Annotated in this window: 11 protein-coding genes; all 11 read left to right on the top strand. The window is 37.5% G+C overall.

From position 1 onward, the window contains the following. The first annotated feature begins 35 nt into the window (after positions 1–35). The 11 genes from WA1_RS40795 to WA1_RS40750 all read left to right on the top strand — a co-directional run bounded on the left by WA1_RS40795 (position 36) and on the right by WA1_RS40750 (position 12,203). Positions 36–506, top strand: coding sequence for a phage tail protein (locus WA1_RS40795; RefSeq protein WP_017742795.1), 471 nt, complete (start codon positions 36–38; stop codon positions 504–506). A gap of 33 nt (positions 507–539) precedes the next feature. Beyond that, positions 540–905, top strand: coding sequence for a hypothetical protein (locus WA1_RS40790; protein ID WP_017742794.1), 366 nt, complete (start codon positions 540–542; stop codon positions 903–905). Positions 906–925: 20 nt separating this feature from the next. Beyond that, on the top strand, positions 926–1,072 hold the full coding sequence (locus tag WA1_RS61455) for a DUF6760 family protein (RefSeq protein WP_336389827.1): 147 nt from the start codon (positions 926–928) through the stop codon (positions 1,070–1,072). 24 nt (positions 1,073–1,096) lie between these two features. Further along, positions 1,097–1,531, top strand: a complete 435-nt coding sequence (locus WA1_RS40785) for a phage tail protein (protein ID WP_017742793.1) — start codon at positions 1,097–1,099, stop codon at positions 1,529–1,531. 17 nt (positions 1,532–1,548) lie between these two features. Then, positions 1,549–4,014 (top strand): hypothetical protein, encoded by a 2,466-nt coding sequence (locus tag WA1_RS40780; protein WP_017742792.1) that lies wholly within the window; start codon positions 1,549–1,551, stop codon positions 4,012–4,014. A 15-nt stretch (positions 4,015–4,029) separates the two neighbouring features. Continuing rightward, positions 4,030–4,662, top strand: coding sequence for a CIS tube protein (locus WA1_RS40775; RefSeq protein WP_017742791.1), 633 nt, complete (start codon positions 4,030–4,032; stop codon positions 4,660–4,662). A gap of 4 nt (positions 4,663–4,666) precedes the next feature. Next, positions 4,667–5,857, top strand: coding sequence for a phage late control D family protein (locus tag WA1_RS40770; protein ID WP_066613192.1), 1,191 nt, complete (start codon positions 4,667–4,669; stop codon positions 5,855–5,857). Then, the gene (locus WA1_RS40765; protein WP_017742790.1) at positions 5,854–6,195 is read left to right on the top strand and encodes a hypothetical protein; all 342 of its coding nucleotides are present in this window, start codon (positions 5,854–5,856) and stop codon (positions 6,193–6,195) included. The genes WA1_RS40770 and WA1_RS40765 overlap by 4 nt, the downstream gene beginning before the upstream one ends. 37 nt (positions 6,196–6,232) lie before the next feature. Further along, entirely contained in the window at positions 6,233–6,628 is a 396-nt protein-coding gene (locus WA1_RS40760) for a GPW/gp25 family protein (protein WP_017742789.1), read from the top strand. Between the two features lie 97 nt (positions 6,629–6,725). Continuing rightward, positions 6,726–9,512 (top strand): baseplate J/gp47 family protein, encoded by a 2,787-nt coding sequence (locus WA1_RS40755; protein WP_017742788.1) that lies wholly within the window; start codon positions 6,726–6,728, stop codon positions 9,510–9,512. A gap of 84 nt (positions 9,513–9,596) precedes the next feature. Beyond that, positions 9,597–12,203 carry a putative baseplate assembly protein gene (locus WA1_RS40750; protein WP_017742787.1) on the top strand — a complete coding sequence of 869 codons (2,607 nt, stop codon included), beginning with the start codon at positions 9,597–9,599 and terminating at the stop codon, positions 12,201–12,203. The last annotated feature ends 66 nt before the right edge of the window (positions 12,204–12,269 follow it).

Raw genomic sequence — 12,269 nt, 5'->3', positions numbered from 1 at the left:
TTCATGTCAACCTATTTTATTCAGGAGTTTTGATTATGGCAGAGCGCAATAATCCACCACGTAGAGATCCCTATAATGGTTATAACTTCATAGTAGAAATCCAAGGGGTCACAAGTGCGGGTTTTAGAGAGTGTTCCGGATTAGATTCTGCCCAAGACCCAATTGAATATCGTGAAGGTAACGAACCATTCTTAACAGTTCGCAAGTTACCCGGTTTGGTGAAATATTCTAATGTCTCCCTTAAATGGGGCATAACTGACGATCATGCTCTTTGGAACTGGCGAACCAGAGCTGTAGAGGGCAACTTACAGCGCATAGAAGTCTCAATTTTTCTTGTAGACGATCTGGGTGTTCGCAAAAAACATTGGATTTTAAGGAATGCTTGGCCTACCAAATGGACAGGCGCTAGCTTTAACGCTACAGCCAACGAAGTCGCGATCGAAACTTTAGAATTAGCTCATGAAGGGGTTCGTTTAGAATCTCGTTTAGAATCTGTTGCCCGTTAAAAAATCTGTTCCAACTGAAGGCACTATAAGCTAATGCTGCAAACAGAGTTTCCTTTTACTTTATCTCGTGGCTATGTGGATTCGGATGGCAATCTCCACCGAGAAGGTGTGATGCGCTTAGCTACAGCTTTTGACGAGATTGCGCCCATGAAAGACCCCCGCGTGCAGAACAACCCAAGCTATCTAGTCATCATCCTTTTATCTAGGGTAATTACCCGCTTGGGTTCTCTAGAGTCAATCAATCCGAAAGTGGTTGAAGGGCTGTTTGCGGCTGACATGGCTTTTCTGCAAGACTTTTACCGTCGCATTAACGAAGATGGTACCGCCAATATAAAAACTGTCTGTCCCCAATGCGGACATAAGCATGAGGTGGAGGTTAGCAGCTTGGGGGAAGCATAGTCGGCTACCCCTTAGACAAAGTGTATGAAGAGGTAGCTTTCATTGCATATCATTTTCCCTGGTCTTATAACGACATTATGCAAATGGAACATCGCGATCGCCAAAGGTGGTGTGAGGAAATATCCAAGATCAATCGCAAGTTGAATAACAATGGAAACGACCAATAAAGGTTGGAGGAGAGGGAAAAAATTATGAGTCCCTATGCAGCTTTCAACTTTTTAGTTGAAATCCACAGTGTAGTCACAATGCGCGGTCTAGTTGTTGGAGGCTTTTCTGAAGTTTCCGGTTTGCAAGCAGAAACAGAAGTAGAAGACTATCGTGAAGGAGGCGTGAATCATTTTGTACATCGGCTGCCAAAGGTGACAAAATTTCCCAATCTTGTCCTCAAACGGGGTATTACTGACTCATTTGAGCTTTGGGTATGGCATCAAAGGGTCATTGCTGGGCAAATTGAGCGACACAACGGTTCTGTCATTCTCTTAGACAATACCTACACTGCAAAGTGGCGTTGGAATTTCTTTGATGCCTATCCAGTTAAGTGGGTTGGTCCTGATTTGAAAGCAGATGGTAATGCTGTTGCCATAGAGACATTAGAGCTTGCTCACAATGGTTTATGGAAACCTTAAACTTGAATTAATTTGTTATGAGATGCGCTCAACCATTTATTCCAATAGCAAGTGGGAGATTAGGGAAGCAAATTTTAGAATTGCGTGGCTTTGGGCTGGCTGATTTCAGCAAACACATTGCTGATAAATATAGTGGTGCAGAACTGGGAAAATTTAAGTTTCCGACTCTCACTCTACTTCCAAGAGTTAGCAGATCCTGGAATGTATTTAATATAACTCATATCTTCAAAAATCAAGTCATTTCTGTGCCACTTTCTACAACCCAACTAAATTTGAATTTGAACATACTTTTATTTTTAAATACAGTTGTTCAAAGATTTGTGGGAGGAGAGAGCAAACCTCAAGATTTACACTCAACCAGATTTACTTTCTCGAACAACAGCACAGTTTCTATTACCAAAACTTCGCTATCCCGACTTTATCAGCAAGTACACACTAGATTGATGCAATTTTTTGCATCAAGGGAGAGCAAATCTCAAATTTCTCAGTCAGGCGAGTGGACTTTCTCGCAAAGTAACACAATTCTGATTACTCAAACATCGCTACCCCAACTGAATCAACTAGAAAACATAGAAGTGAGGCAAAAAGAGCAGTCTAATCAAGCTGTTTTGTCATTCCAAAAGAAATCTGATGCTATAGCTGTTAAGTTACCAAGCTCGTTTGATTTACAACAGTCTGAAAGTAACACTCCCCCAACTCAGAATTTACAGTTAGAAATACCTGCCTCTCAATTTCAGATTTTCATTTCGCGATCGCAAAGTTCTACGTTACTGACTGAGAAGAAAAAACCTGTATTGATTCATTTACTAAATATGAATCAGATAACATCAACGGTTGAAAGAACTTCTCAGCTTATTCAAAGGCTACAGAACACTGAAACACAAACTATCTTGCAGTATAGAAAACTTGCTACTCATTCTATCGTATTCTACAATACATTGAGTCCAAGAATTACTAGGGAAAAAATACCTATATCATCAATATCTCAGATCGCAAATATCACTTATCAAACGCAGCAGAGTACAAACGTATTCAACAATATATCGAGGCAACAAATTGCATCAAGGGAGAGCAAATCTCAGATTTCTCAGTCAGGCGAGTGGACTTTCTCGCAAAGTAACACAATTCTGATTACTCAAACATCGCTACCCCAACTGAATCAACTAGAAAACATAGAAGTGAGGCAAAAAGAGCAGTCTAATCAAGCTGTTTTGTCATTCCAAAAGAAATCTGATGCTATAGCTGTTAAGTTACCAAGCTCGTTTGATTTACAACAGTCTGAAAGTAACACTCCCCCAACTCAGAATTTACAGTTAGAAATACCTGCCTCTCAATTTCAGATTTTCATTTCGCGATCGCAAAGTCCTACGTTACTGACTGAGAAGAAAAAACCTGTATTGATTCATTTACTAAATATGAATCAGATAACATCAACGGTTGAAGGAACTTCTCAGCTTATTCAAAGGCTACAGAACACCGAAACACAAACTATCTTGCAGTATAGAAAACTTGCTACTCATTCTATCGTATTCTACAATACATTGAGTCCAAGAATTACCAGAGGAAAAATACCTGCATCATCGATATCTCAGATCGCAAATATCACTTATCAAACGCAGCAGAGTACAAACGTATTCAACAATATATCGAGGCAACAAATTGTATCAAGAGAGAGCAAATCTCAGATTTCTCAATCAGGCGGGGGGACTTTCTCGCAAAGTAACACAATTCTGATTACTCAAACATCACTACCCCAACTGAATCAACTAGAAAACATAGAAGTGAGTCAAAAAGAGCAGTCTAATCAAGCTGTTTTGTCATTCCAAAAGAAATCTGACGCTATAGCTGTTGAGTCACCAAGCTCGTTTGGTTTACAACAGCCTGAAAGTAACACTTCCCCAACTCAGAATTTACAGTTAGAAATACCTGCCTCTCAAGCCCAGATTTTTGTCTCACGATCGCAAAGTTCTACGTTACTAACTGAGAATAAAAAACCTGTGTTGATTCATTTATCAAATATGAATCAGATAACATCAACAGTTGAAAAAACTTCTCAGCTTATTCAAAGGCTACAGAGCATCGAAACACAAACTATCTCGCAGTATAGAAAACTTGCTACTAATTATACTAATTCTCAGGAGGAGTTAAGTTTAGCACCGCATCATACACGCACGAGAAGCTTGAGTACGCATTTACAAAGTTCCGAAGATCTTGTTCTCCACCAGCAGGTTGATCGCACTACTATCAAAAATCAGCCAAAGCAAAATTACCCTAATACACTTACGATGGAATTCGTTCAGCCGAAAGCAAACATTTCTACCGTTCAAAACGATCGAGAGAATAAAGTAAAGGGGAAAAATGACATAGTAAAGCAGGTACAAACTGATATACCAACAATAAATGTTAATCGCATCGCAGAACAAGTATATCAGTTGATTGAGAAAAAGCTCAAAATAGAGCGACAAAGAAGAGGAATGCTGTAAGTAGAGGAAATAAAAATGGCTTTAGAAAAAGCTTTTATTAAAATATTAACCGGAAGTAGGAAAGACGAAATTATTAATGTTTCGTTTAATCCTACAGAGTATTCTCTTGAAGTGAGTAATCAATTTCAACGTACAGCAATACCAGGAACATCAACACCCGTTACTCAATTCGTTAGTGGTAATACTGAAACTCTAACAATGGATTTATTTTTTGATTCCTATGAAACAAAAGAAAATGTTAGAACATACACTGATAAAATCACAAAATTGCTAGATATAGATCCCGCTCTTCATGCTCCACCAATTTGTGAGTTTCATTGGAGTCCAGCCCTACAGTTTAAAGCAACTGTAGAACAAGTAACACATAAATTTACGCTATTTTTAGAGTCGGGAATTCCAGTCAGAGCAACTCTCAGTGTTACTTTCAAAGAATATAGAACCTTGAGCGAACAGATAATAGATGTGAAAAAAGAATCTAGAGATCGCACAAAACGAATAACTGTAAAACAAAGCGATCGTCTCTGGCATATTGCCGATCAAGAATACGAAGAACCGGGTTTATGGCGTCCCATTGCTACAGCTAACAAAATTAGCAATCCGAGAATTCTAGCTGTTGGTACAGAGCTTGTTGTTCCAGTTTTAAAATAATGTTATGGATATTGTTGAATTAGAAAAAAAATACGGAAATTTCTATGCTCCTGTCTTTCAGATTAAAGTTAATGGCAAAGATATTATGACACTTGGGGAAGATAATACCAAGGAAAGTTTAGAAATTTCTAGCGTTACCATTGACAATACATTAGATGGTGCAGATACTTTTTCATTTACCGTTAATAATGCTTTCGATCTTGCAAGGCGAGAACTGCTAACGTTTGTCGATGAAATACTAGTTTTTGACGCACCAGTTGAGATAAGGTTCGGATATGGCAGCCTACTCAAAACTCTGATGATTGGTATATTAGTAACAGTTAAAATATCTTTTCCTTCTGGCGGTGCTCCTCAGGTAGAAGTAGGTGGTTTCGATGTCTCCCATCGGATGATGAAACAAATGAAACCGCGCAATTGGAATGATAAAAAAGATAGTGAAGTCGTAAAGGTGATTGCTGAGGAATACAAACTACAAATTAACAACACTGATAATGATGACCCATTTCCTAACCAAGCAAGTGTAGAAGAGACTGGAGTAATACATCCACAAATTGTTAAGCAAGAAAAAGAGAATGACTTTGAATTTTTAAAGCGATTAGCTGAAAGGAATTATTACGAATTCTTTGTGTTTAGAAATACGCTTTATTTTCGAAAACCGGCTCGTGAATCAGATCCAGTTGTCATTTTGGAATGGAATAAAAGCCTAGTCAGTTTTTCTCCTGAATTTGATATTGCTGAGCGAGTTTTTGAAGTAAAGGTTATGGGGCAAAATACCGAAAAAAAAATAAATATTGAGGCTACTGCAAAAATAGATAATGATGAAATAAAAAAGATGTTTCAGAGAAAAACTGAGGCAGAACAACAAGGAAGAACTGTAACAAATCAACTTGTTTCCGAACAGGTAAAACAACCTGTAACATCTAAAGAACACGCTGAGCATATGGCAAGAGCTATTTTGCTTAAGAAGCACGAAAATATACTCAAAGGTAGTGGAGAATCAATCGGTATCCCTGACATATTAGCAGGTACAAACATTAATCTTCTAGGGTTAGGTAGTAAATTTAGTCAGAAATATTACCTTCAAAAAACAAATCATAGTATTAGTAATTCAGGTTACAAAACGACCTTTGATGTTAATAGAGTACCTGATGAAAAACAAATCGACGTTAAATCAGAAACTACAAATTTATCATGACTAATTTATTTAATTATTCACTCCAAACTGAAGACAGAGGTAGCGGCGCACTGATTAGAGGTGTAACCCTCGCAACTGTAACTGATACATCAGCGCTAGACAAGGGCAAAGTAAAAGTAAAATTTCATTGGAGAAAACAGAGACCGACAAATGATGAAGGGGGAAAACAGGAACCGACAAATGATGGAATATGGGCAGGGGTAATTACAAGTAACAAAGATACTCGTCCTCAAATAGAAGTTCACGATGTCGTATTAGTTGCCTTTGAACAAGGTGTTTTTGAATATCCTTTTATCATTGGTTTTGTTTGGCCGATCGTAAAAGATACAACAGATTGAAATTTTAGATTTTTTTAGAGTTTTTATTGAGGTAGCAGTGGCGAAAGAGTTTTTAGGCATAGGTTGGAAATTTCCGGTTAATGTAGATACCCCAACTGGAAAAATATTAATGTCTGAGTATGACCAAGACATTCAAGAAGCAATTTGGATAATTCTGGCTACAGCAAAAGGCGAAAGAATTATGCAACCCGATTTTGGTTGTGGTATCCACAATTTTGTGTTTGCAACTTTAAGTATGGCAACTCTAGGACTCATAGAATTAAGTGTAAGAGAAGGCTTAACCCGTTGGGAACCTAGAATCGATCTGAATCAGGTTAAGGTTTCATTGGATAAAAAAGAAACTGGGAAAATCTGGATTGACATTAATTATCATGTTCGCAAAACAAATACTGAATTTAATTTAGTTTATCCATTTTATCTCCAAGGAGGATGAATTGTAATACCAAGTTGTCAAAGATAACGCTTTAGCTATTTTTGAACCGCAGAGGCGCTGAGGTCACAGAGAAAAAGTAACTCTCATAGGTAAGAAAATGCCAGCATCACCAAAAATTGACAATAGAAATTTTGAAACGATTCTCCAAGAAATTCGGAAGTTAATACCTTTTTACACTCCAGAATGGATAGTCTCTGATGATAAAGATTCGGGTTCGGCGCTACTTAAAATTTTTGCTCATATGTTTACAGGTACACTTCACCAATTCAACTTAGTACCTGAGAAAAATTTCATTGCTTTCCTGGATATGCTTGGTGTCAAACTATTACCAGCTGCACAGTCTCGCGCACCTGTAACCTTTAAGCTGAGTGATGGTGTGAGAACAACAGTCTTAATTCCGGCTAAGACTCAAATGACTGCTCAATCAAGAGGAGGAGGTGACCCCATCGTTTTTGAGACTGAAAGGAATATTGTAGCTACTCCAGCTAAGCTAGTTGATCTCTATAGTGTCAATAACAAAGAGGATGATATTTTCCTCGCACCTCCAGATTTTTTAGCAGTCGAGAAACGAACTCCTTTCTCTGCTAGGTTAGTCCGGGATGCACAGCAGAAAGATACAAACTTATTTTTAGATCGGACAACAGAGTTAAAGGTAGGAGATATACTCAAAATTGGAGAAACTCATACATTATCGAGTTTTGAGTATGCAGAAGTAGGTGAAGTTTTCGATAAAAAAGTTACTATTAAAAACAAACTTAGTGCTAAGTATTATACAGATACTTTAGTAGAAAAAGTTTTAATTTTTGAACTATTTACAGGCAGTAATAAACAGGAACATATCTTATATTTAGGACATCAAGAGATATTTAATATTACAGCTAGTGTTCGGATAACACTAGAAATAACAGGTTCGCAAATAGAACTTTTAGATTCTAATTCTAATTTAGTTCAATGGGAATACTGGGGAGGTCAAGAAAATAAACCCTTAGAGTGGTATGAATTTGATAGTTGTACCTTTGAATCTGGCAATCTCATTTTAGATAAAAAAAATAATGATGAAATTCAGGAGATAGAAATTAATGGTATTAAAAGCCGCTGGATTCGTTGTATTACTGTTAATGAATTACCAGAAAGAAATTTACCAACAATCAAAGATATTAAAGTAATATCTACACCCTTGACAGAAGGTGAAACAACCACAGGAGTATCTCCCGATCCAGCGGCTCCCGCAGTTACTTTAGACCATTGTCTCATTTTTAATAATTTACAATATGAGGATAAAACTGAAGAAAGTAAAACTAGTATAGATTTCCAGCCCTTCCAGCCTCTAAGTGATGATGAGCATCAAGCTCTTTATTTAGGCTTCGATGCGCCTCCTCTAAAAGGTCTAATTAGTATTTTCTTTTCGCTAGAAATACAGGCTTATATTCAGGTAAATATGCCCCGCATAAATTGGGAATATTACAGACGACAAAACGGTAAGGGTGAGTGGGCTAGGCTAGATGTTGGAGATGGAACCAACAACCTGACTCAAAGTGGAATAGTTGAGTTTTTAGGAGTGCAAGATTTTGCTCAGATTCTACACTTTGGTAAATCACTTTATTGGATTCGAGCTATCGATATCAACGATAAATTCCAATCACTGGAGAAAGTAACTGCTAAAGATACCCAGTTAAAGGGCTTTGCTCCTACTCCTAAAATCAAAGGAATTTATTTAAATACAACATGGGCTTCTCAAACGCAGAGTATTAACAATGAAATTCTTGGTTCTAGCGATGGCAAAGCCGAACAAACTTTCAAGTTATTTAAATCTCCTGTCATTGCAGAAGAAATTTGGGTAAATGAGTTGAGTACTTTGTCTGCGGATGAACGAAGAGAACTGTTGGGTAAGCCTTTTGTTAACGAAGTTAAGGATAATGAAGGCAATACCATAGGGTTTTGGATTAAATGGCAGCCACAGGAAGAGCTGTTGGAATCCACTGCTGTCGATCGACATTATGAAATTGACCGGACTTTTGGGGAGATTAAGTTTGGCAACGGTACAGAAGGAGCAATCCCACCGATAGGATCTAATAATATTATAGCTAATTATCAATTTGGTGGTGGAGAACGAGGTAATGTTGACAGCTTTGAAATCAATAGCCTAACAAGTTCTATTGCTTATATAAATAGCGTTACTAACCCAGAAGCTGCTGAAGGTGGTTCGGATACCGAATTATTAGAAAAGGCTCTAGAGCGTGGTTCACAAATTTTGAAACATCGCAACCGCGCCGTCACAAAAGAAGATTTTGAACGCTTGATAAGTCAAGCTTATCGCAGCATTGCACGAGTCAAATGCTTGCCTAATTTTAATGATGAAAAAAAGAGTCAAGTCGGTTGGGTGACGGTGATTGTTATCCCTAGGAGCAGCAAAGTACAACCGCAACCATCATTACAGCTAAGACAAACAGTGGAGAAATACTTACGGAACCACGCTGCAAATGTTGTTACTTCACCCAAACATCTTCATGTTTGTGGTCCGATTTACCTTGAGATTAGCATTCAAGCAACGCTGTTTGTTGGTGAATTTGATGCAGTACCTTTTGTAGAGCAGATGGCAATGCAAAAGCTCAATGCGTTTCTGCATCCGTTAACTGGCGGTGACTTTGGTCGAGGTTGGGAATTTGAACGTCTACCTTGCTTGTCTGATTTTTATACTTTGTTGGGTTCCATCCCTGACTTAGATCGTGTTGATTCTTTATCTATGACTGTTAGAGATACAGACACTAACCGTGTTTGGCAAGTGATGCCCGATCGTCCTGTCCCTAACAACAGGATTTCCTACGCATTTGCATTAGTTTGTAACGGCAAACATCAAATTGATGTCAAAGCCAACATCAATTAAGACAAAAAAAACAGGTTTCTAGACAAAAAATCATTTGTAAGAAACCGTTTTTAAAGTTGAACAAACAGTTAGGAAGCAGTAAAAATGACACTACCTTCACCCCGATTAGATGACAAAACTTTTGCCCAGCTGATGGAGGATGCACGGAAATTAATTCCTCGTTATGCACCTGAATGGACGGATCATAATACTCATGACCCCGGTATTACTTTTCTCGAATTGTTTGCTTGGCTGACCGAACTCCAGCGTTACTATCTAGACCAGGTTAGGGATGAGAGTTTTCTTAAATTCCTGAAACTTGTTGGCATTCAACCCAAAGATATTGCCTCAGCTACAACTGATGTGAAATTTTCCTTTATCGATCGCCAGGAACTTGCACCGATTTTGGTTCCTCAAGGGACAAAGCTAACTACTAACGAACAGGTCATATTTGAGACTAATGCTTCCTTACTAGTAGTTCCAGATAGTCTACAAAAGGCGATTAGTTCTTCTAAATCAGGGCGGAAGGACAATAAGGAAGCAATTGATCGGCAAGGGCTTTCGTTTTTTGCTTTTGGTGAAAATGCTGAAGCTGGTAGTTGTCTTTATCTTGGTTTCAAATTATATATATTCGACTGGAATAATTTTCCTAGTATAGGGTGGAACACACATAGCGAAAGACTCAAGCAGTTTTTAGACCTGTATCTTGGATTTAGTTGGGTTAGAAATATAGATAATGACGCTATTTATAAAAATGATGATGGAAAACAAATTATTATTAATAATGGCGAGCAACGGCTCACTTTAGAACTTGATGAACTTAACAATAAGGTGAAGCTCACCTTTAATGAAGATACTACAGATGAAATTTATTTGATTGTCGTTAATGAAGATAATCGCAGGCGTATATATGGTCAACCTTTTCCTATAGATAAATCCATTGCCCTAACTTTTAACCTCTTTGAAGGTTATGCTGTTAAGCAAGGTAAATATGGAGAAGAACTCGTAAAAGTTATTCCCTCAGCTACTCTTGCTTGGGAATATTGGGGTAGCGATCGCCTCTGGAAAAAACTTGATGTAAATCGTGATGAAACTCTGAATTTATCCCAGAGTGGTCGGCTGTGGTTTACAGCACCACAAGATTTGTCTGTGCGTAATATTTTCCCTTTTACAGAACAACTTTTCTGGTTGCGAGCAATTGTTAAGGAAGCTGGGTATGAACTACCACCCAAGATAAATAACATCTTATTAAATACTATTTCAGTTACTGAAAAACACACATTGAGCGAAGTAACAATTCACTCTAGCTATCATCAACGCATTCAATCATTTACAGCTTCCTATCTGGCGCTAATAGGTGAGAACATCATTCAAGTCAAACAATTTCCTTTAACGCTGACGTTATTATTTTTTAACTCACGCTTAGAACTTTTACAGCCAATTTTCTGGTTAGGCGTTGTCTTATCTTATGAATATGAGATGCAATATGGATACTGGAAAGATTGGCAAAATTATCGGTTAGAGAAAAATTCTGTCACAGGAACAATAACAGTGACTTTTCGGCGGAAAATTCCACCGAAAGGGAAGAACAATATCAGACTCATATCTTATTTAGAAGAATTCGATGAACAACGCTTTATTGGTAAAAGCAATGGATTGCCTGGTCAAAGTTTCTCACTCAAACAATTTGTAGTCGTTTCAGAAAGTTTTAAAATTCAAGTTAAAGAGCAAATTCAGAAAGATTACCTTTGGAGGGAGTGGACTCAAGTTAAGGATTTTGATGCTTCTAGTCCAGAAGATCCACATTATGTATTAGATGCTGAAAAGGGTGAAATTTATTTTGGTGATAGTATTAATGGCGATATTCCTCAGGTTTTAGATTATGATGATGAGTATAGTATCTGTGTAGTTTCTTGCCAAACAAGTGATGGAGAAAAAGGTAATGTTGAAGCTAAAAAAATTAATCAAATTTTGAATCCTGTTTCTACTTCAGTAAACACAGAATTTATATATTCTACAAAATTAACAGTAGAAAACCAAGAAACTGCCTCTGGGGGTGCGCCGTTAGAAACACTAGAAAAAGCAAAGCTACGTGCTAGAAAAAACTTGAAGCAAATAAATCAAGCTGTGACTTCTGAAGATTTCGAGTTATTAGCTCTTTCAACTCCTGGACTTCGCATAGCTAGAGTTAAAGCGATCGCCCCACCAGCGACGGAAGCCAAAAATTTGATAAAAGTAGTTGTTGTACCTTATAGCGAGACTCTGATACCCGCAAAACCAAGTTTAGGCTTTTTGCAAAATGTTTACCAGCATTTAGAACCACACAGGTTAATTACTACCAAATTGGAAGTTCTTCCTCCAAGTTATGTTGAAATTAAAGTGAAGGCTTTATTGCGAATTCGTTCGGGATTTGACCCAAATGAAGTTTGTCAACAAGTCAATCAATCTCTGATTGAGCGATTTTTACATCCCTTGCATGGAGGATTTAATGGCAAAGGTTGGCAGTTTGGACGCACAGTCTATAAATCAGAAATTTATAAAGCTATTGCAGATTTTACGAGGGGTGTAGATTGTGTAAAAAGTTTAGAGTTGTCTTTTCAAAATGTAGATAAAGATACGGAGGCAAATTTAGATCGACATGGTAATATCCACATTTCTACATACAGTTTAATTTATTCAAAAAAACACGAAATTTATTATGAAAAACAATAATTTTAGGAATTACACACTTTACAAAATAAACGTTATGTGCATTCTCTTTTTTATGCCTTTTTATAC

The sequence above is a fragment of the Scytonema hofmannii PCC 7110 genome (assembly GCF_000346485.2).
In the GTDB taxonomy this organism is placed as follows: Bacteria; Cyanobacteriota; Cyanobacteriia; order Cyanobacteriales; family Nostocaceae; genus Scytonema; species Scytonema hofmannii.
The sequence above is the reverse complement of the archived record's forward strand: the minus strand, read 5'-3'. Positions and strand labels throughout refer to the sequence as shown.

Coding starts and splice junctions, on each gene's coding strand:
- WA1_RS40795 (WP_017742795.1), top strand. CDS start 36: ATGGCAGAGCGCAATAATCCACCACGTAGAGATCCCTATAATGGTTAT.
- WA1_RS40790 (WP_017742794.1), top strand. CDS start 540: ATGCTGCAAACAGAGTTTCCTTTTACTTTATCTCGTGGCTATGTGGAT.
- WA1_RS40785 (WP_017742793.1), top strand. CDS start 1,097: ATGAGTCCCTATGCAGCTTTCAACTTTTTAGTTGAAATCCACAGTGTA.
- WA1_RS40780 (WP_017742792.1), top strand. CDS start 1,549: ATGAGATGCGCTCAACCATTTATTCCAATAGCAAGTGGGAGATTAGGG.
- WA1_RS40775 (WP_017742791.1), top strand. CDS start 4,030: ATGGCTTTAGAAAAAGCTTTTATTAAAATATTAACCGGAAGTAGGAAA.
- WA1_RS40770 (WP_066613192.1), top strand. CDS start 4,667: ATGGATATTGTTGAATTAGAAAAAAAATACGGAAATTTCTATGCTCCT.
- WA1_RS40765 (WP_017742790.1), top strand. CDS start 5,854: ATGACTAATTTATTTAATTATTCACTCCAAACTGAAGACAGAGGTAGC.
- WA1_RS40755 (WP_017742788.1), top strand. CDS start 6,726: ATGCCAGCATCACCAAAAATTGACAATAGAAATTTTGAAACGATTCTC.
- WA1_RS40750 (WP_017742787.1), top strand. CDS start 9,597: ATGACACTACCTTCACCCCGATTAGATGACAAAACTTTTGCCCAGCTG.